At 72.7% G+C, this 20343-nt stretch carries 11 protein-coding genes and 1 pseudogene; 6 read left to right on the forward strand and 6 right to left on the reverse strand.

Going from position 1 to position 20343, the window contains the following annotated elements; translation table 11 throughout:
• Positions 1 to 52 precede the first annotated feature (52 nt).
• From F9B16_RS27690 to F9B16_RS27710, 6 genes and pseudogenes are all read left to right on the forward strand, one after another.
• Positions 53 to 1306 (forward strand): outer membrane protein assembly factor BamB family protein, encoded by a 1254-nt coding sequence (locus F9B16_RS27690; protein ID WP_151543141.1) that lies wholly within the window; start codon positions 53 to 55, stop codon positions 1304 to 1306.
• Between the two features lie 415 nt (positions 1307 to 1721).
• A complete protein-coding gene (locus F9B16_RS27695; protein ID WP_151543142.1) occupies positions 1722 to 2054 on the forward strand; it encodes a hypothetical protein in 333 nt (110 codons plus the stop codon).
• 6 nt (positions 2055 to 2060) lie between these two features.
• Positions 2061 to 4106, forward strand: coding sequence for a DUF6571 family protein (locus F9B16_RS27700; RefSeq protein ID WP_151543143.1), 2046 nt, complete (start codon positions 2061 to 2063; stop codon positions 4104 to 4106).
• A gap of 33 nt (positions 4107 to 4139) precedes the next feature.
• Positions 4140 to 4694 (forward strand): hypothetical protein, encoded by a 555-nt coding sequence (locus tag F9B16_RS27705; RefSeq protein ID WP_151543144.1) that lies wholly within the window; start codon positions 4140 to 4142, stop codon positions 4692 to 4694.
• A 285-nt stretch (positions 4695 to 4979) separates the two neighbouring features.
• A pseudogene (locus F9B16_RS54205) lies at positions 4980 to 5084 on the forward strand (DUF2510 domain-containing protein); the annotation flags it as partial.
• Positions 5085 to 5198: 114 nt separating this feature from the next.
• Entirely contained in the window at positions 5199 to 5723 is a 525-nt protein-coding gene (locus F9B16_RS27710) for a hypothetical protein (protein WP_225991994.1), read from the forward strand.
• Between the two features lie 6 nt (positions 5724 to 5729).
• Here the strand turns inward: F9B16_RS27710 and F9B16_RS27715 are convergent, their stop codons facing one another.
• The 6 genes from F9B16_RS27715 to F9B16_RS27740 form a co-directional block, all read right to left on the reverse strand.
• Positions 5730 to 6632, reverse strand: a complete 903-nt coding sequence (locus tag F9B16_RS27715) for a hypothetical protein (protein ID WP_151543146.1) — start codon at positions 6630 to 6632, stop codon at positions 5730 to 5732.
• Positions 6629 to 8047 (reverse strand): glycohydrolase toxin TNT-related protein, encoded by a 1419-nt coding sequence (locus F9B16_RS27720; RefSeq protein ID WP_151543147.1) that lies wholly within the window; start codon positions 8045 to 8047, stop codon positions 6629 to 6631. The genes F9B16_RS27715 and F9B16_RS27720 overlap by 4 nt, the downstream gene beginning before the upstream one ends.
• Positions 8044 to 9018, reverse strand: a complete 975-nt coding sequence (locus tag F9B16_RS27725; protein ID WP_151543148.1) for a glycohydrolase toxin TNT-related protein — start codon at positions 9016 to 9018, stop codon at positions 8044 to 8046. Before F9B16_RS27725 ends, F9B16_RS27720 begins: the two co-directional genes overlap by 4 nt.
• Positions 9015 to 9815, reverse strand: coding sequence for a hypothetical protein (locus F9B16_RS27730; protein WP_151543149.1), 801 nt, complete (start codon positions 9813 to 9815; stop codon positions 9015 to 9017). The genes F9B16_RS27725 and F9B16_RS27730 overlap by 4 nt, the downstream gene beginning before the upstream one ends.
• A gap of 79 nt (positions 9816 to 9894) precedes the next feature.
• Complete coding sequence (locus F9B16_RS27735; protein WP_151543150.1) at positions 9895 to 10809, reverse strand: hypothetical protein; 915 nt, start codon at positions 10807 to 10809, stop codon at positions 9895 to 9897.
• 128 nt (positions 10810 to 10937) lie between these two features.
• The coding region (locus F9B16_RS27740) for an ADP-ribosyltransferase (protein WP_318839262.1) at positions 10938 to 20343 on the reverse strand (9406 nt) is incomplete at its 5' end.

Raw genomic sequence — 20343 nt, forward strand, 5'->3', positions numbered from 1 at the left:
ATCTCAGCGGGCCGTCTCCCCTCCGCTGAAACCGACCGCAGAGAGGGCGCTGATGCCGGTTCAGCCTCGCAAAGCAGCAGTGCTGTTCCTGGCCTGTGCGCTCGTATCCAGCTGCGACTCCAGGAATTCGCCGACCACGGTCCCGTCCGTCGCCCCGATCACGTCCACAGGCCCCACACCAGGCCACTGGCACGCCGCATGGACGAGAACCCTCGCCCTCGCTCCCGAAGCGGGCGAAATCAGAGACCTGACCCTGGTCGGAGGGGTCCTGGTAACGGCCTCGTCCCAAGACGTCGAGGCGCTCAACGCCCGCACTGGCGCGACCGTGTGGCGCAGCGCCTCCATTGACCGCTCGGGAGTCGCGGCCTTCGCAGTGAGCGAGCAGCAGGTGGTCATCGCCACGCGCAACGGGCGCTGGTTCAGCGTTCACGCACCCACCGGCCGGGTCACTTGGCGATCGCCATCGCCATCCGGCGCCTGGATCCCCTACTCCGACGAACTTCAAGCATTGGCCACGTCCGCAGCCATCCCCGTGGTCTCGATCGATACCAACACCATCAGCGGCGTCGACGGCCTGACCGGGCGCACGAAGTGGAACATCGGCCGCCGTCAACTCTACGGCTGCACACCGGACACATCCCGATTGACCCAGCCCAGCAGCGTTGAGACGAAGCGATACGTCAGCAAGAACTGGCTCTCCGTCCCCGTCACATGCGGCGCACAAGACGCCGTCGTCGCAGTAAACGCCGCCACAGGCCAACCCACATGGCACCATAGCGCGCTAGCGCCGGATGAACCTTCCGGCCCATCCGCAAACGACAGGTTCGTAGGCATCAACGACGACGGCTACGGCCTATTCGAACAACAAGTCACAAAGGGCTCGCACAACCTGATTATTCAAGATCCCTCAGGCCGGGTGAAAACCGTGCGGAACAAAGCCGAGTCTCACGACATCTGGGGCCCGCTCTCCCCGCTGGTAACGGTGAGCACCACCATGATCTTCCCGTTCACGCGGCAAGGCAAGCACTACTTCACAATCACGACTACCAGCGGAGACAACCCCTCGATCGTGAACCTCTCAGAGGAATTACGGGAGGCAGCATTCGACGGCACCCGGGCATACGAAGTTCAAGAGAACGGGCAGATCAAGGTGGCGACAGTCGGCCAAGCGAAGACGACCGACATAAAGCCCCTACTGAAAGGGAAACCCTTCTGGATCGCCGCCGGAAACAACACTCTCTTCATCGCCACCACCGGCCACCCGCCAGCGAAAAATCAAGTAACGATAACGGCGATCGGCAACTAGTGCTCTCGTAGTGAGCCGGGTCGGCTTGCGTGATCTCAAGATCGCACACTGGGGCGTGGCCGGAAGGACAGGCGAGGACGGACCTGGTGCATGGCCGGCCGCGCTGCCGTTCGCTCGAACGGGCTCTCGGTGCAGGTGGTGACGGTCTGCGGCGTCGTCCGAACGGCAAAGGCGGAGGTAACGGGCTCAGCCCAGTCGGATTGTTGACTGAGACTTGACTTGTCTTGCCAGTAGCGGAAAGATTCCGCCGGATCCCGACGGCGCGGTCTCCCGCTCGTTGGAGGCGGACGTGCGGTCGACCTGACCGAAGCCTGCCCGGTGCCGACGGAGATTCGCCGTAGTGCGAGACCGAACCGAGTGGAATCGTGAGTCGGCGGCGTCATCGTCTCCGCTCCGGAACTGCAGAGGAACACGCATGACCACCCCCATGGTGACCGCCGACGGGATCGAGTTCCGGGTCCATCGCGGCGAACTGACCGGCATCGCAGGCAAGGCGGACACGATCGGCAAGCGCATCGCCGAGTTGTCGAAGGTGATCGAAGGACCCTCGCGTGAAGCGGTCACCGGCCATGGCGGTTGGGAGTCGGCCGCTGCTTTGTCGCAATGCGCGACGGCTTGGGCCGGCAACATCGGCAAGCTGGGCAGCCAGACCACCGATGTGGGCAGCAAGCTGCACACGTCCGTGCAGCATTATCACGAGGCGGAGCAGCGCGTTATTCACCACGTCCGGCAGGTCGGGGGGCAGTGACGCGTCATGGTGAGCTTCGACCAGCTACGTAAGGCCAAGCCGGAACTCTTCAGCGAGACGGCCAAGTCGTGGAGTCACTGCGCGGCGAAACTCGATGACGAGGCCGGACATCTGACCTCCCAGGTCTTCCGGCCGATGCAGCGTCCAGACGTGTGGGCCGGGCCGGCGGCGCAGGCCGCGGCCAAACACTGCGGAAACGTCGAGCAGGCCACGACGGACGCCGTCGATGAGATGCGGCAGGTGGCCGGGGTCCTCCGTACCCTCTCGGAGGAGATCACCAGCGCCCAACGGGAGCTGCACAGTGCGCTCGACGCCGCCCGTCGCAGCAATGTGACGGTCTCCAGCGACGGCTCCAAGGTCACCGCTCCGGAGATCCCCGTGCCGGCGGGCCAGTCCGACCTCGCCGCGCAGCGCCAGAAGGAAATGCAGGGCGTTGTCGACAACATCGCGAAGCTGATCAAGGATGCGGTCGATCGCGCGACCAAAGCGGACCAGGCGGCGGCTCAGCAGCTGCGCAAATGGGGTGTCGCCATGCCGGACGCCGACACCCAGGCGGCGAACGACGCCAAGCTGGGAGCCCAGGCCAAGCGAGCGGCGGAGCTGGCGAAGAAGGCTCCGATCCTGAGTAAGGCCGAGCTGAAGGAACTGGACGACCTGCTCAAGCAGAACTCGGGCAACCCCTTGTTCGCCACGGCGTTCCTCAACGATCTCGGCCCGCAGGGTGCCCTCCGATTCGGCGGGGTCCTCTCGACGATGGACCCATACGGCGGCGACAAGCAACGTACCGCGCTGCTGGGCGATCTCCAGCGCCAGATGGGTACGGCGCTGGCGGCCGGAACTGACCCGGCCAACCATCAGCACGTCCCGGACGCCTGGGTGAAGCAACTCGAAGCCGCCGGCAAGCAGAAAATGGACATCGGTCTGCGCGATTATCAGCCGTACGGTTACCAGATCCTGGGAAACCTCATGCGCAGCGGTCACTACTCGACATCCTTCCTCAAGGACGTCGGTGGGGACTTGTACGGCTTCGAAAAGAGCCACCCCGGAATCTGGCAGCAGAACAGCCCGACCGGACTGAACGGCCACCTGCATCTCAACATCAGCGACGGTAACGGCGCAGGCAACGACCCCATGTACGGTCTCATGCGCGCCATGGCCGACAACCCCGAGGCGTCCAGGCAGTTCTTCTCCGACCACGGCAAGATCGACTACTTCCTCACCCAGCGCCGGTGGCCCCTCGACTTCAGCGAACCGGCGATGCCGAAGAACTACCAGCCGCCGGCGATGGGCATGTTCGGCGGCGCCCTGGAGTCCGCGACCGCCAACGCCGCCACGGATCCGGCCTCCGCCGAGATCGCCCGCCACACGATCGAGACCATCGGCAAACCGATCGACTCGGGCGGACTGGACGGCCATATCCCGGATGGCCTGCGTGGTCACATCGGCAACGTGGTGGCCAACGACATCAAGGATGTGCACGACGAGTTCGTCGGCGGGAACCTCGACGGGAATACGAACAACTATCGTCGCGTTCTCACCGACCTTGCCAAGGATCCGAACGACTATGCCGCGGTGTACACCGCCGAGCAGTTGCACGCTCATACCACCATGCACGGACCGAAAACGCCTTTCAATCTGGACGCGACCGCGCGCGTTCTGGGCACTCTCGACTACGGGAGAGAAGAGGCGTTGACCGAAGCCGGAGGTAAAGTAGACGATCAGTACAACAAATCTCTGGAGAGATATCACAAGGTTACGAACCTGGTGGTGGGGAACGTCGCCGGCCGGATACCGGTCCCTGGCGTCGGTGAGTTGCTGTCGGGAGGAATCGATTCCGCCTTCAAATCCGCTCATCACAATTCTGCGGAGGCCATGTCGGCGCAGGCCGCGATTTCCAGCGGCAAGAGTGACGACTATATTAGATTCCTCGCCGGCGAGGCGGCGAGGAACGGTTACGGAAGCCTCGACCAATTGAACTCGGATGCTCAGTTGCAGATCTCGCAGGCGCGAGACGCGGCCCGTGATGCAGAGATCAAATCGCCTAATCAGTAGGCCGGTGCGTATTGATGCTGAGTGTGGTGTGACATGCGGGTGAGCCTGACGCGCCGCCGGCTCGGCGTGGGCGCCTTCCTAAGTCTCGTGCTCGTGGTGGGCGTGACCTGGTTCTTGGTCGACCGTACGGATCGTGTCCCGAACGCCTGCCCGCTGGTATCCGCCGAGGATATTGCGCCCTTGGTGGCGCATCCCAGTAAAAGAGCGCACCGGTTTTCAGGTGATCACTCGATATGCAAGTGGACGGAAGGGCGCGAAGAACTCGTTGTCGAGGTGGAACGCTATGCTGGCAAGGGCGGCAAGGATGGAAAGTGGCGTGCCGGGGAAGTTATAGCCAGATATGTCGGCTCCTCGGGAACGGTCGTGCGGCCTCCCGACAAAAAGGGAAGGGTCGATGAAGTCCGAGAGTGGCTCAGCCCTTTCAGTGAATGGTACATGCATATCGCCCTTCGTTTCGACGATATAGTCGTGTTCATTAGTTACGAGCCGGACGGGGGCGTTAAGGGCTGTGGGCCTGGTTGTGCTGATGCTCACGAGCCCGCCTTCCACAAGCTTGCGGAAGATGTGATGAAAAAATTTTCTGAATGAGCCTGTCTCGGCAGGCCCACGCTTCGTCGGTGTCCAGTTCGCCGTGAGCTCGGACGACTCGCCAAATCGGCGTCAGATCCTAATAGCCGCGATCGGCTAGTCGCGTCAGGCGGTTGCCCTGCGGAGGCCCGTCCGCTTCGCTACTGGGACCTCGCCCACCTTCTCTATCGTGGAGCTCCCACCGACATCGTCGCCGTCGCCTTTGTGCGGGCGTCCTTGGGGTTGGGGGCGGTCTGTTGGGGGTGGGAGCGGATATGTTCGGGGCGGTCGGTGGTTTGCCGGGAGGTGTGGATCTTGACTCAGGCCGGGTGGTACGCGGACCCGTACGGCGGGGGCGGGCATCGCTGGTGGGATGGGACGAGGTGGACCGAGCACGTTAACGCGACGCCTGCTCAGCCCGTTCAGCAGGTCCAGCCTCAGCAACCGCAGCCCGTTCAGCCTCAGCAGGGCCAGCCGCAGGGGCAGCAGGGGCCGGTTTTGCATAAGACTCGGTATGGCGTTGAGTTGCATGCGGACTCGCATGCGATCACGTGGGACGGGACGACGATCGAGCTGGCGAAGGCGGAGTTCGTCGGGTACACGGCGGTGCAGACGAGGATGCGGGGGCCGTTGAACATCGGCAGCGTCCACACGTCGACGGACTACCACTTCGAGATCGGGTTCTTTCCCGTCAACGAGGCGCCCGGCATCGCGTTCGAGGAGACGGGGCTGCGGGCGAACACGCCGCCGTCGGACTGGCAGTTCCTCGTCGACCTGTCTAGGACGTACGTGGAGCCGCGGCTGCTGCGGCAGTTCCTCGCCGCGGTGGAGGCGGGGCAGACGGTCGACGTCGGCAAGGTGCGGATCAACCGGAACGGGTTCGTCGGCGGGAACGTGTCGCGCGGCTGGGACGGCATCGAGGGCGTCACGTTCGACAAGGGCTGGTACTTCGTCCACGCGCGGGGCGCGGCCAAGCCGATCCTGCGGGTGCCGCAGCAGAACCAGAACGTGATGCTCCTGCCGCGGATCTTCGACGCCCTGAAGCGCTGACGCGGGTCAGGTGCGGGGGTGGAGCCAGGCCGGGGTGTTGTCGGGGGTGCGGGGGAACAGGTCGAGGTCCTCGGCGTAGGCGGACGGCTCCGGGCGGGTCTTCCAGCGCGGTTCGGTGTCGCGGGTGTATTCGACCTGGTAGGAGAACGGGAAGGTCAGCAGGAAGCGGGCGGTGAACCAGGTGCCGAGGCCGTCGGCGTACATGCCGCGGCGGAGGCGGCCGAACAGGGCGTCGGCGGCGGGCGGCGGCGTCCACAGACGGGGCATGTGGGTGTTGCACATGAGGAGCTGCGAGACGGTCTCGGCGTGGGTCCCGAGGGCGTTGTGGTAGACGTCGGCCTGCTGCCAGCCGGCGGGGAGCGCGTCGACGAGCAGTGAGGTGACGTCCTCGAGGAGGTCCTTCTGCTCGACGGGGCCGAGGGGCCGGACGGGCTCGGGCGGCAGTTCCGGGCGGCCCGTGCGGGCGCGCAGCCAGCCGGGGACGTTCTCCTCGGCGCGGGGGAACGCGGCGAGGTCCTGCGCGTAGGCGTCGTCCGGGATATCGGGTTCCCAGTGCGGGTCGTAGTCGTTGTTGAAGCTCGTGTAGTAGGAGCCGGGCGGGTCGAGCATGACGCGCATGCTCAGCCAGGTGCCGCGGTCCTGCCGGTACATGATGGAGCGGAGCTCGGCGGCCATGTCGAGGATGTCGCGGGGCATCTCGGTAGGGCGGGTGGTGCCGTCGTCCATCGCGACGGTCAGGGCGGCGTCGGACACCGCGACCGTCATCATGATCCGCAGGTCGACGCGGCGCCAGCCGGAAGGGGCGGCCTGCGCCAGCAGCACCGCGATGCCGCGGGTGAGCTCCTGGTAGCGGGCCTGGTCGTAGGGGAGGGGGCCGCGGCCGGGGGCCGGACCGGCGGGCTGGGTCATGGCTGCTCCTCTGGCCGGTGGACGGTGGGGCCGGGCTCGCCGCCGGGCCCGGTGATCTCGACGAGGTGGCCGGACGCGACGAGGTCGGCGATCGGGTGGACCAGGTTATAGCCCATCCCGGTCTCCTCCGGGGGCGTGCCGGAGCCGATCGGGCCGACCTCGAACAGGACGGGATAGGCGCGGAGCGGCTGCTGGACGCGGTACACCCGGTAGGTGAGCCCGTGCAGGTTGTTGTGGCCGCGGCGCAGCCAGGGCGTGCCGATCTCGAAGACGAACCGGTCGGCGGGGTCGTGGTAGGTGTCGACCTCCTTGCCCGCCGGGAGGGTCTCGCTCGGCGGCTCGGGGGCCGGTCCTGCGGGTTCCGGTTCGGCGGCGGGGGCCGGGACGGGGAGGCCGGTCGCGGCGAGCAGGCCGCAGATCTCGTGGACGGAGGCGTACGGGCCGTGCTCGGGGGCCGGGCCGGGGAAGCAGACGAAGTAGCCGCCGGGCCGGTTGGCCATCCCCTCCAGGGCGATGTACGGGCCGGGCGCGGAGGGGCGGGGCGAGGAGTAGGTGCGGGTGACCGGCGAGTCGGTGTCCGCTGCGAGGTTCCACGCGTCCTGCTTCTTGCGCGGGGAGCGCTGCCTGGTGATGATCCCGGCGGCGTGCAGGACCTGGCTGTTGATCTCCAGGTCCGCGCCGGCCATGACGCCGGCCATCGCGTGGACGGTGGCGGCGCGCGGGTCGTCGAAGGGCCGGACGGACGCGTCGGGCCCGACGGCGAGCCACGCGCCGTCGGTGCGGGCGATCGTCCAGCAGCCGTCGGCGACGGTCCCGACGCGGAGGCGGTCGACGCCCGGGACGTAGTCGGCGAGCTTCTCGCGGGCCCGCGAGAACAGGGATTCCAGGCCTGGCGGCAGCTGCCGGGTCAGGTCGTCCTCGTCCTGCGGGGCCGTGCGGAGGGCGTCCGGGTCGAACGCCTCGCCGGCGGCGTGCAGGGCGTTGAGGCGGCCGAGCCAGCCGGGGACGTACGCGTCGGGACGGGGGAACCGGGCGAGTTCGGCGGCGGCGTCGGCCGGGGCGATCTCGTCCGTCCAGGCGAACTCGTCGGGCTGGTCGGCCTCGACGCCCCATTCCGGCCCGTCCGGACGGTTCCAGATCGAGTAGGTGAGGGACATCCAGGCGCCGTAGTCGGGGTGGTAGGTCATCTCCCGGTGGCGGCGCAGCAGCGCGGGGATCGCGGTGCCCGGGACGAGCCGCGCGGCGCGGGCGACGGCGCCGGGGGCGGAGCCGTCCTCGTGGCCGGTGAGCTCGATCACCTCGTGGCCGCCGACGGCGCGGTAGGCGAGCCGGGCGTCGCGCCAGCCGCCGCCGAGCAGCCGGACGACCTCGTCGATCAGCCCTTGGAGGTGGGCCTTCTCGTCCTCCGGGGTCATGGTGCGGTCTCCTCGCGCGGTCCGGTGGCCTCGGCCAGGCGGCCGTCCCGCAGGAGATCGGCCACGGAGTCGACGAGGTAGAAGCCGCGGCCGGTGCCGGTCGTCCGCCCGCGGGCGACGATCGTGTGCTCGAGCGGGAACGCGGGGTGGACGCGCAGCGGCCGCCGGACCTCGTAGAAGCGGTGCTCGTACATCTCGGGCATGCCCTGGAGGCCGCGCTTGTGGAACGGCGTGCCGGGCTCGTACAGGAACACCTGGTCGGTGGCGCCGTACCCGTCGAGGACGGTGCCCTCCGGGAGCGTCTCGGCGGGCTCGCCGGGGTCACCGGGGAGCCGGTCGCGGGCGGCCAGCTCGAACACCCGGTGGACGGTCACGAACCCGCCGCGTTCCGGGGCGGGCTCGCGGCGCAGCGTGAAGTAGCCGCGCTCGCGGCCGAGCAGGCGCTCCAGCGGGACGCACGGCACCTCGGGGCCCGGCCGGGGCGCGTCCTCCGACTCGGCCCGCAGCCGCTCGCCGGCCTCGGTGAGGTGCCACGGGCCCCGGTCGGTGCGGTCGTCCGGCCCCGGGCGGACGATCCCCGCCATCTGGAAGATCTTCGGGTTGAGGCCGGTGCCCGCCTCGGTGAGCAGGCCGCCGACCGCGTGCGCCACGGCGGCGCGGGCCGTCTCGTGCGTTACGGCGGCGCGGGCCGCCTCGTGCGCCTCGCCCCCGGCGGGACGGTCGCCCCCGGCGGGACGGTCGCCTGCGGCGGGACGGTCGCCGTCCGTGCGGACGGACCGCCAGCCGTCCTCGACGCGCAGCACCGACCAGCAGCCGTCCTCCAGGCGCCCGACCCGGAAGCGGGCGGCGCCGTCCCTGGTCCAGTCGCCGAGGAGGCGGCGGGCCCGGTAGAACAGGATCGGGCTCTCGGGCGCGAGCGCGTCCGTCAGGTCGTGCTCGTCCTGCGGGAGGGCGGACGGGGCGCCGGTCATTCCGCGGGCCGGTTGATCGTCGCGACGGCCTCGGCGCGGGTCTGCTCGTCCACCTCCGGGACCCGGAAGTTCTCGGCGGACGCGTACCCGACCAGGCGCGGCTCCGGCGGGACGCCGTGCACCCGCAGGTAGTAGTGGACCGCGCCGGGCCAGATCCACGTCCCGTCGGTGTGGTACGTCAGCGGCACCTCGGCGGGACGCGCCGGATCGAGCCGGTCGGTGTCGTAGCCGCGCGCCGCGAGCACGATCGGCGCCTCCCGCAGGTAGCGCAGCAGCCCGTCGAGCTCGTGCTCCGGGACGGGCGGCCGGTCGTAGCGGGGGGTGCCGTCGGCGCCGATCTCGTCGAAGACCCGCGCGACCCGCAGCGCGGCGGGCACCGGCGGCGGCGTCCCCGCCAGGCCGCGCCCGCTCAGGTACTCCTCGAACAGCGGATGGGTCCGCTTGCCGATCGAGCGGATCAGCGCCCGCTCCTCCGCGCTCAGCGGGCGGCGCTCCTGCTCGGCGGTCTCCTCCAAGCCGATCATGGTCTCGTACAGGGCCTTCACCGCGCCCTCGCCGAGCCCGTTGCGCGCCCGGAAGAGCTCCACCGCCGGCACGAAGTCCTCGAACGGCAGTTCCTCGATGTCGGCGTCGCGGTTGAAGTTGATCTCGCTGATGTAGCGCGTCTCCCGCACGAAGTCGCCCGCCCAGGGCGTGCAGGCCACGCAGTCCAGCCCGCCGCCCGGCGGCTCCACGAAGACGACCGGCCGCTCGTTGTAGGTGAAGTAGCGCGGATGTGTCTTCCTCGCCGGGCTCATTGCAGTCGATCTCCGTTACGGCGGACAAGGGGGTTCGGTCCGAGGATAGGGCGGCGTCGCCGCAGGCCGGAGCGGGTGGTCACTGCTCCGCCAGCCGCCGCAGGTCGGCCAGGCCCGGGGCCTGCTGCTCGGCCGCGTCCGCCGGGACGGTGCCGGACAGGTGGTCCTCCGGCAGCCCCCGGAACGCCCGGATCGCCTGCACGGCGTTGACGCCCGCCTCGTACGCGTCCGACAGCCGCGCCTTCCACAGCCCGGTCGCGATCTCCCCGGCCCGGCCCGCCGGGACGCGCCGCAGGTAGCCCGCCGCGTCGCCCGACACCGCCGCCCACACGTACCCGACGAGGTTCCCGCCCAGCACCACCGGCAGGTGTACGACCGGCCCCGCCGTCTCCTCCGGATACGCCGGCATCGGGGCGCTGACCAGCGGACCCCAGCCCTTCGACCGGTCCGCCGGCGTCCCGTCCGGGTACAGGCCGTCCTGGACGAGCGGGCCGGGCGAGCGAGGGGCGTCCGGGTTCAGCGACGCGCCGAGCTCGCTCAGGCTCTGCGCCCACTGCTCCTGCGCGTCCGCCGGGATCGCGCCGCCCTCCGGGTCCTCCGGGGCGCCGCGCCACCGGCGCACCGCGTCCTGCGCGGGCAGGCCCTCGCCGTACGACTGGTCCAGCCGCCGGTTCCACAGCGACGACGCGTCCAGGCTCCGCTCGAAGAACGCCAGGTTGCGGATGAACCCGCACGCCTTGGTGTTGCTCTCGGCGGCCCACACGTAGCCGAGGAGATCACCGCCCGCCATGACCGGCAGGTAGAGCACCCGCTGCCGGGTGGAGCGCTCGTAGCTCTCCGGCGGCGGGACCGGCTCCCCCGGCAGCGCCGGCGCGGGCGGCAGGTCCAGCGGGTCGTGCGCGCCGCCCGGGGACGGCAGCGGCCGCGAAGGGTCGGGAGACCAGGGCATGCCCGGGTACCCGCTGTTACCGCCCGGGTGAGGCGGGGTGCTCATGGCATCTGTCCCTTCCGAATCTGCATGGCCGTCCCGTTATCTGCGCGGCGTCCCGTTCGCGCCGTGTCCCTCCGCGCGGCGCCCCGTTTCCGCGCCGCGTCCCCTGTGCGCGTCCCCTGCGCGGGGCGTCAGCGGGGCGGATGCGCGTCCGCCCAGATGTCGAACGTGGGCCGCTGCACCCAGCCGCCGTCCCTGGTCTGCGTCCAGGTGAATCCAGTATGGACGACGTTCGTGATGCGATATCGGGTGCCTCGGGGCAGGATCAGCTCCCGCTGGTCCGGATAGGCGCTGCGGGTGCCCATCCAGAGCCCGTGCGCGCCCTCCGGCAGCCGCATCCGCATCCGGAACTCGAACGGGTTCCCGTCCACCACCGTCGGGTTCACCCCGAGCGAGGTCGACATGTAGCCCGGCTCCGTCTGGGTCATACCGATCAGCATCCGCGGGTCCCGGTTCCCGAGCGGCGTGCCGTCCGGAGCGAGCAGGAACGACACGTCGTGCAGGCCGCGGACCGTCTCGACCGGCTCCAGCAGCGGCTGGTGCAGCGCCTGGTCCAGCTCGGCGATCCGCCGCCAGAACGCCTCCGGCGTCGGCTCCCCACCGAGGTATTGGCTCAGCCGCTCGTGGTCCTGGTGCTGCCGCCAGATCTCCTGCAGCCGCAGCTCGGGGCTCTCATGCGACAGGACGTACTGGACGATCTGCCGCTGGTAGTCCGTCAGGTCCGGACGGCGCCACATAGCGTTCAGCGCATGCGAGTCGACCGGCATGCTGCCGCCGTTCAGGTACATCAGGTGCCGCGCGTAGTTCTCCTCCAGCCGCACCTGGTTCAGGTACCGGCCGACGTCCGCGCCGGGCCGCAGGTGCGGGTTCGGCATCGACTGCACCGTGTACCAGTGCACCGCCTGCTGGAGATGCGGCGGGAGTTGCTGGAACACGTGCCCGAGCCGCGTCTCGCCGTACAGTTCGCCGTCGTGGTCGCTGTCGAACCGGCGGACCGTGTCCGAGTCGACGTGGCCGATCTCCTGGTGGTGCGGCCCGCCGGGATGCGCGTGCTCGCCCGGCTGGTGCGCCGCGGGATGGCCGGCGGCGGGGTTGTGGGCGCCGGGATGCGTGCCCGGGTGGGCGCCCGGATGCGTTCCGGGATGCGCTCCGGGATGCGTTCCGGCGGGGGTGCCGGGGTGCGCGCCGGGGTGGGTGCCGGGGGCCGCGCCCGGGTGCGTTCCTGGGCGCGCGGCCGGGCTGGCGCCGGGGTGCGCGGCCGGGTTGGTACCGGGGTGTGCGGTCGGTGTCGTGCCGGGACGGGCGCCGGGCGCGGTGCCGGGGTGCGCGGCGGGACGCGCGTTCGGCGGGACGCCAGGGCCTGCGGCGGGACGGCCGCCCGGAGCCGTCCCCGGATGGGCGGCGGGCCGTCCACCGGGACCCGCGCCGGGGTTCGCACCAGGCCGGACACCGGGGGCACCGCCCGGAGCGGCACCGGGGTGCGCGACCGGGTTGGCTCCGGCGTGCACGCCTGGATGCGCACCCGGATGGGCTCCGGGGTGCGCCGCCGGCGTGGCTCCGGGGTGGACGTTGAGGTTCGCGCCTGCGTGGACGCCCGGGTGGGCACCCGGCGTCGCGCCGGGGTGTGCGGCGGGGGTGGCCCCAGGGTGGGCGGCCGGCGTCGCGCCGGGATGGGCCACCGGGTTGTACGGGGTGTGTGGGGCGCCGTAGCCCGGCGCCGGACGCCGCGGATCGGCGTGCCCTGCGTGCCCTGCGTGGCCGGTGTGCGGCGGGCCGCCGTTCCAGCCGTTGCCGGCGGCGGGCGGTTCGGGGTCGCGGCGGCGCCGGAACCAGTCCCGCAGCCCGCGGGCCTCCGCGTCGCCGCGCGAGTGCGCGTCGTCCCCGCCCCGGTGGCCGGGGGCGTAGCCGCCCTCGCCCGCGGGCGCGGTCGTGCCGTCCGGGTGATGCGCGGTCCACGAGCCGTCCGGCGGCAGGCCCGGCCGGACCTGCCCGTCCGCGTCCGGATGGCCGGACGAGGCGTACACGTTCCCGTCGCCGTCCGACCAGGCCAGGCCGTGCGGCGCCACGACCGGGACGCCGAGCCGCTCGGCCAGCCGGGCGGCGAACTCGCCGTCGCCGGTGTGGCAGGACAGCAGCAGCACCTCGCGGCCGTTCCAGTTCGGGTCGTTGCGGATCAGGTCGGCGAGGTCGTCCGCGCCGAGCCGGCGCCCGCCGCCGAGCCGCAGCCCGTCCGCGTCGCCGTGCCCGTCCACCACGAACCGGTGCGGGTCCGCCGGGACCCGCTGCGCCAGGTCGCGCATCGCCGGGTCGGACGGGTCGTGGAACGACCGGCCCGCCGGGGTCTCGTCGCTGCCGCGGAACACCTCGTGGAGGTGGGGCGGAAGGTCCGCGGGGATCGCGGTCTCGCCCGGCTCCGCGGGCTCGTGCTCGCCCTCGTGGGTCTGCTCGCCCTCGTGGGTGCCCTCCGCGGGCTCGTGCGTCCCATGCTCCGGCGGCGCGTGGCCTTCGGATGGCGCATGGCCTTCGGATGGCGCGCGGCCTTCGGACGGGGCGTGGCCTTCGGATGGCGCGTGGCCTTCGGACGGGGCGTGCTGCGGGCCCGCGTCGCGGTGCTGCGGCTCCGGCGGCTCCTCCACGGGCGTGCTCCGCAGGTGCGGCGGCAGCGCCTGGTCCAGGGCGTCCTTGAACTGTTCGTTGAGGCGCCGGTTGACCGCCTCCACGACGGCCCGCTCCTCGTTCGTCAGCCCCGGCTCGCGCGCGCCCCGCGCGGCCTGCTCGTCGGCGACGTTCGGCAGGTCGCGCGAGACCTCGTACAGCGAATGCTCGTGGTCGGCGACGGCGTCGAACGACCGCAGATGCAGGCGCAGCTCGCCGATGTGCCCGTTCGGCATCCGCACCGTCATCCGGATGTCGCGGTAGCCGCTCGGCTGCGGGCTGCGCAGCCGGTCCTTGATCGACACCACGTCCACGCCGTGCCGCGCCGTCACGTCCTGGACGCGGTCGAGCGCGCGGTACAGGTCCGCGACGCTGTCGAACTGGACCTTGCCGCCCAGCAGGTCGTTCAGCGTGGAGGCGTCGCCGTTGTTCTCGTTGATGATCTTGTCGAGGGCGCGCACCCGGTCCTTGGCGCCCGGCCGCATCTTCGCGTCGTCCGGCTCGTTCGCGAGATCGCGCAGGACGTCGTGCAGCGTGCCGCGCTGCTCCTCCGCCGCCCGGTACAGGTCGTCGAGGTAGTCGTTGACCAGCGGGCTGTCCTTCGGGATCGGCCGGCCCTCGCCGGCCCTCGCCCGCTCCTCCGCCAGCGCCTCATGATCGAACCCGGGCTGGCCCGGCGCCTTCGAGGTGCCGATCTCGCCGATGACCCGGTCGCTGATCTCCTGCTGCCAGTCCTCCAGCGGCGTCCGGACGGGCTGCGCGGGCCCGTCGGCCAGGACCGCGTCCGGACCCCGCTCGTTCACCTCCCGGATCGACTCCTCCAGGACGTGGACGGCCTCCGGGTGGGTCAGCAGGCTGTGCAGCGTCCGCGGCCTCGCCAGCAGCGAGTCGTGGATCGCCTGCTCCGCGCGGGTCAGCGGCGGCGGCCCGTTCCCCTCGATGATCCGCGCCAGCTCCGGATGGTCCGGCAGCCGGTTGCGCAGGTCGTCGTCCAGGAGGTCGCCGAGCCGGTCGCCGCGGTCGTTGACGACCGTGTCGCGCGCCTGGTCGACGACCTGCCGGATCTGCTCGTTCTCCTGGATCCGGCGCATCAGCTCCGGATCGGCGGTGCGGGGCCGCTCGCCCTCCGGCTCCGCCGGCCCCCGCGAGCGCGGCTGCGCGTCCGGGTGCGGTGCGGACGCCTCGTTCTCCAGCCGCACCGGGCCCTCGCCGCGTCCCGCCTCACTCGGGGACGGCGCGTTCTCGGTCTCCGGGCGCGCGTCCGCCGCCCTTGGAGCGGTGTCCGTGCTAGGGGTGCCGTCTTCCGCACGAGGGGTGCCTCCAGGACGCGCGGCGTCCGGGCGAACCCCCTCGCCGCCAGGCGGAACCGCGCTCTCGCCCCGAGGAGCCTCCCCGGGACGCGCCGTCTCCGGCGACCGGCTCCCCGGGCTCGCGGTGCCCTCCGTCCGATGCGGCCCCGGCGAGCCGACCGTGGACGACCGTCCCGGACTCCCGGCACCCGCCTCGGGCCTGGGCGCCGTGCTCGGCGACTCCGACTCGTACCAGCCGTAATGCGACCGAGCGTCCGGACGCGACGCCTCCGGCGTCGCCGCCGCCTCGGAACCGGGCCGCTCGTCCGCCCCACGGGCTCCCGGCCCGGACTCCCGCGGCTCACCCGCCCGCGGCTCACCCGCCCGCGGTTCGGTGCCGGACGGCTCGGTCCCGCGCGGTGCGGCCGTATGCGGGTCCGCGCCAGACGGCTCGGCCGTGTGCGGCTCGGTGCTGGACGGCTCGGCGGAACGCGGCTGGGCAGCGTGCGGCTCGGAACCGGACGGCTCGCCGGTACGCGGTTCGGTGCTGGACGGCTCGGCCGTGCGCGGTTCGGTGCTCGACGGGTCGGTGGTGCGCGGTTCGGGGCTGGACGGCTCCGTGCGCGGTTGGGGGGGCGACGACTCGGGGGCCGGGTCGCGGCCGGCGACGCGTTGGTCGCCTGGTTCGGGCCGCGGGCCGCGCATGCGGGGCTGCGGCGCGTCCGACCCGACCGGGTGCGCCGGCGGCTGGGAGCCGCCCGTCGCGGGGCCATTGCTCGCCGGGGGAGTGGGGCCGCCCGGGGAACCGCCGTTGCGGAGGGTCGGCTCCAGGTTGTGGTAGCTCCGGTAGTGCGTGTAGACGGTCGGCTCGCCGCCCGGGATCGGGCTCGGGACGGTCTCCGTCCAGCGGACGTGGACGACCTCGGGCGTGACGTGGTCCCCGTTCGGCTCGGGGAAGAAGTCGATCCGGTCGATCGTGTGCCCGGCCCGGTGCTGGGAGTGCAGGTGCGCCTCGAACGAGCGGCGCCAGCTCTCGCTGGGCTCGAAGTCGGCGCCCCTGTTCCCGCGGTTCGTCTTGCTCTCCTGCGGGAAGTAGTTGATCCGCTCGCCGGGGCCGCGTCCCTCGTGCGGGAAGATGTGGCCGCCGTCGAAGGACCCGCCGGGGTACTCGCCCGGGTGGTTGGACGAGGCCGTGGCGGGACTGCCGCCGCCGATGTGGCCGACGTCGGTCTGCACGCCCTCGTTGCGCTGCTTGTGGCCCGCGTCGTACTCGGGGCGCCCGGTGGCCGTGTCCGCCTGGCCGTGCTCGTCCGTGTGGTACATGAACGTGCCCGGCTCGACGCCGTTGTCGGTGAAGTCGCCGTGGCGGGCGGCGTCGGGCGGGTCGAGGCGGCTGGGGTTGCTCACCTCGAACCGGTCGTGCGGCTCGATCAGGTAGTGGGTGTTCGGCTTCGGGATGTCCTGCGCGGTGGTCCGGGTGCTGTCGCCGAGCTCGGGGTTGAAGCCGCGCGTCTTGTCGCCGTACCAGGTCCGGACGTGGGTGATGTTGCCTTCGCGGTCGGTCCAGAAGACGCCGTGCAGCTTGCCGTCCGGACCGGTGACCTCGATGCGCGCGTTCCTGGGCAGGTTCGGCTGGTTGCTGAAGGGGCCCTGCGTGCTGGGGTCGTACCGGCCGGGCCACGGGTGCGGCGTCGCGTCGGCGGGCGGGTCGAACCGGACGGCGGACGGGGCCGAGCCCTGCCCGTGGGCGTTCTCCTCGCCGGTGAAGACGTGCGGGTTCACATGGCCGAGGTCGACCCGGTGCGTGACGCCCGGCTCCGGGCGCGTGACGTCGACGTTGTCGTTCGGCGGGACGACGCGGGCGCCGGGCTCGTCCGAGGTGTAGTTCGTGACGTGGCTGACCTCGCCGTTGCGGTCGGTGTAGGCGACGCTGCGCGGGGTCCTCCGGCCGTCCGGGCCGACCTCGTGGACGGTGTAGCGCGAGTTGGGCAGCAGGCCGTCCGCGTCCACCACCCGCTGGGTGGGGTCGAGGTCGATCGACCTGTCGTGGGCGTCCTGCGGCGGGTCCCATTCGGCCTGCTGGTGCGGCATCCGGGGCTCGTCGGGCGACGTGCCGGACGGCGTGTCGGGCGGCGGGTTCGCGCCGTCGCCGCCAGCGGGGTCGGACCCGTCCTCGCCGGGGCGGGACCGCCGGAACTGCGGGCCGTCCTCGCCGGGCGCCCGCCCGCCGGGGTGGGGCTCGGTCTCGCCGGCCGGGCGGCGTTCGCCGGGGGTGAGTTCGCCGCTGTCGTGGCGCGGCGGGGCCTCGCCGCGGCCCGGTTCGGTCTCGTTGGTGCGCGGACGGCCGTCGTCTGGGCGCGGTTCGGTGTCGTTGGAGCGCGGGCGTCCCTCGTCGGGGCGCGGTTCGGTCTCGTCGCCGGCCGGGCGGCGTTCGCCGCCGTCGTGGGCCGCGGGCTCCTTGTCGCGGCCGGGGCCGCTCTCGTGCGGGCGGCCGTCGTCCGGGCGGGGTTCGGTGTCGTTGGAGCGCGGACGTCCCTCGTCGGGGCGCGGTTCGGTCTCGTCGCCGGCCGGGCGGCGTTCGCCGCCGTCGTGGCCCGCGGGCTCCTTGTCGCGGCCGGGGCCGCTCTCGTGCGGGCGGCCGTCGTCGGTGGGGAGCTGCCCGCTGTCGTGGCGGGGCGGGGTCTCGCCCTGGCCCGGTTCGGTCTCGTTGGTGCGCGGACGGCCGTCGTCCGGGCGCATCTGACCGTCGTCGTGGCGAGGCGTCCCCTCGCCCGTGCCCTGGTCATGCGGGGCGCGGGACGGGTCGGTGGTGTCGTCGCCGGTCCGCGGCGCGCCCTCGGGAGTGCCCCGGTCGGTGCCGGGCGTGCCTTCGGGGGTGCCCCGGTCGGTGCCGGGCGTGTCGTCGTGGGAGACGCGGTTGCCCGGAGTACCGCCGTCATTCGCGGACGGGGTGCTCGTGGGCGCCTCGCCGCGGAAGTGGCGGTCCATCACGTCGCCGACGGCCCGGGCGAGCGCGCGCGGGTTCTCAGCGAGGCGGTGCTCGGTGAACGCCTCCGCCATCAGCTCGTGCGGGTTGGTCGCCCCGTACTGCGACAGCGCGTTCTCGATACGGGTCTTCATGGCGGCGTCGTGCGGCTGCGTGGCGTCGTAGGGGACGCCGAGCGCGTCGGAGATCGCCTTGTTCAGCTCGGCCCGCATCACCGGGTCGTTCAGGAGCCGCTGCCCGAGCTGGTGCCCGAACTCGTGCGTGAACACGCCCTCGGTCGACCCGCCGCCCGGGACGGTGAAGCCGTCCGCCTCCTCGTCGGCGCCCTCCGCGTTGCGCGCCGCGTTGTCGCCGAACGCGTCGTCGTTGATGTAGATGCCCTGGTCGGGGCCGCCCGTCCGGGCGTAGGCGAGGGTGTCGCTCTCGTTGGGCGGCATCTGGATCGACTCGATGCGGTTGAGTCGCTGCATCGTGCCGGGGTAGTCGGCGGCGAGCCGGCCGAGGGCCCGGTTGATCTCGGCGGCGGCCGCCGGGTCGATCGGGCGGGACGTGAAGTCGACGCTCGGCGCGTCGTCGCCGAACTGCGACAGGATCTCGCGGGCCTCGTGCTCGGCGTCCCCCAGATCGTGGGTGGTGCCGTCGCCGCCGTCGCCGGACGCGTCGTCCGTGCCGTGGTCGCCGGTGCCGTCGTCGCCCTGGCCGTCGTGCGGGCCGGACGCCTCCGGCTGCTCGTGCTCACCGGGCGTCCCGGCCTGCTTGGGGTGCTCCTCCGGCGTGCCGGAGCCGTCCGCCGGCTCGGCGTTCCGCGGCGACGGCGCGTCGTTCTCCCGCGACGGGCCGCCGTCGCCGGGTGCGGGCTCGCCGGGTGCGGGCTCGCCGGGTGCGGGCTCGCCGTCCTGCGGCGCGTCACCGCGCACGACGCCTTGGTCGTCGACGTCCTGGATGGGACGCTCGCCGGGGTCGCCGTCGGTGAGCGGGCGCTCGGGCGCGGGCTGCCCGCCCTCGTCGCCGGACGGCGCGTGCTCCGGCCCCGGCGCGGCGTCGCTCTGCGGGCCGTCCGGCCGGACGACGCCCTGGTCGTCGAGGTTCTGGATGGGGTGTTCGGCGGGGTCGGCGGGGGTGTTGTCGTCGGTGAGGGGACGCTCCGGCGCGGGCCGGCCGCCCTCGTCGCCGGACGGCGCGTCGGGCGCGGGCTGCGCGTTCTCCGCGTCGGACGGCGTGTGCTCGGACGGGGTCCGTCCGTCCTCCTGCCCGGGGGGCGCCTGCTCGTGCGGCGGCTGGGCGTTCTCCATGCCCGGGCCGGACGGCGTCTCGTGCGGCGGTTGCGCACCGTCCTCGCCGGGCGTGCCGGTGGTGCCGTCACCCGGCCGCGACGGCTTCGGGACGCGGCTCCCCGGCTCCTGCGGCGAGCGCGACGTGGGCTCGGACCGTCCCGAGCCGGACGACGGCGTGGACGTGCGGACCCGCGTGCCACCGGACCCGCCGGACGCACCGCCGCCGCGCAGGGCGGAACCGCCGCCCATACCGCCCATGCCGCCCATCGGCATGGGCACGCCCGCGATGATGCCGGACTGGCCGTTCGACGCGTCGGACCCGCCGTGGTCGGGCGCCTCCATCGCGTCGGGGAGGTCGGCGGTGGAGTGGCCGCCGTCCTGCGAGTCGGACGTCCCGGACGTGGTGGTGGGCGGGACCTCGCCGCCTTCGGGCGCGGACGGGTCGCCGCCGGGCAGCGCTCCGCCGTCCGACGGCTCCGAACCGCCGCCGGTCGCCGTGGAGCCGCCGCCATCCCCGGACGCGGAGCCGCCGCCGGTCGGGGAGCCGCCGCCGGTCGGGGCGGAGCCGTGCTCGCCGGAGGGCGTGGAGGCGCCACCGGAGGGCGTCGTGCCGCCGCCCTCGGACGTCGTCCTGCCGCCGGTCGGCGTCGTGGTGCTCCCGCTCGCCGGAGGCGTGGCCGTGCCACCGGCCGGAGCGGTGCCGCCGCCGGCCGGAGCCTCGGTGCGCCCGCCGGATGGTGCTTCGCCGCCTGACGTGGGAGTGGGGTCGCCGCCTGCGGACGGCGTGGTGTGCTCGGTCGCGGGCGGCGTGGTCTCGCCGCCGGTCGCCGCGTCGTCGCCCGGCGTCCGGGTGTGCTCGCCGCCAGATTCCGGGGTGGGGTCGCCGCCTGCGGGTGGAGTGGTGTGCTCGGTGGCCGGGGGCGTGGTGTCGCCGCCGGTGGGCGCCTCGCCGTCCGCCGTGGGCCTGTGCTCGCCGTCCGAGGGAGGGGCGTGCTCGGTGGGCGACGGGGTGGTGTGCTCACCGGCCGGGGCCTCGGTGCGGCCTGCCGGGTCGGTGGTGCCGCTGGACGGTGAGGTGTGCTCGTCGCCGGGGGTGGGGCCGTCGCCGCCGGAGCGGGACGGGGTCGAGCCGCCGGACGGGGCATCGTCGCGTCCTCGGCCGGAGCCGCCGCCGGACGAGCCCGAGCCGGTGGACGGGCTGCCGCCCGCCGGAGAACCCGGCGTACCGCCGGGCGCGCCGCCACCTGGGCGGGCGCCGGAGGGGCCGCCACCGGAACCGCCCGAGCCGCCCGCGCTGCCGCTGCCCGAGCCGCCGGTACCCGAGCCAGAGCCC

Source organism: Actinomadura montaniterrae, from assembly GCF_008923365.1.
Classification (GTDB): Bacteria; Actinomycetota; Actinomycetes; order Streptosporangiales; family Streptosporangiaceae; genus Spirillospora; species Spirillospora montaniterrae.

Excerpts from the sequence above, each read along its gene's own strand:
- F9B16_RS27690 (WP_151543141.1), top strand. The coding sequence starts at position 53 with ATGCCGGTTCAGCCTCGCAAAGCAGCAGTGCTGTTCCTGGCCTGTGCG.
- F9B16_RS27695 (WP_151543142.1), top strand. The coding sequence starts at position 1,722 with ATGACCACCCCCATGGTGACCGCCGACGGGATCGAGTTCCGGGTCCAT.
- F9B16_RS27700 (WP_151543143.1), top strand. The coding sequence starts at position 2,061 with ATGGTGAGCTTCGACCAGCTACGTAAGGCCAAGCCGGAACTCTTCAGC.
- F9B16_RS27705 (WP_151543144.1), top strand. The coding sequence starts at position 4,140 with ATGCGGGTGAGCCTGACGCGCCGCCGGCTCGGCGTGGGCGCCTTCCTA.
- F9B16_RS27715 (WP_151543146.1), bottom strand. The coding sequence starts at position 6,632 with ATGACCCAGCCCGCCGGTCCGGCCCCCGGCCGCGGCCCCCTCCCCTAC.
- F9B16_RS27720 (WP_151543147.1), bottom strand. The coding sequence starts at position 8,047 with ATGACCCCGGAGGACGAGAAGGCCCACCTCCAAGGGCTGATCGACGAG.
- F9B16_RS27725 (WP_151543148.1), bottom strand. The coding sequence starts at position 9,018 with ATGACCGGCGCCCCGTCCGCCCTCCCGCAGGACGAGCACGACCTGACG.
- F9B16_RS27730 (WP_151543149.1), bottom strand. The coding sequence starts at position 9,815 with ATGAGCCCGGCGAGGAAGACACATCCGCGCTACTTCACCTACAACGAG.
- F9B16_RS27735 (WP_151543150.1), bottom strand. The coding sequence starts at position 10,809 with ATGAGCACCCCGCCTCACCCGGGCGGTAACAGCGGGTACCCGGGCATG.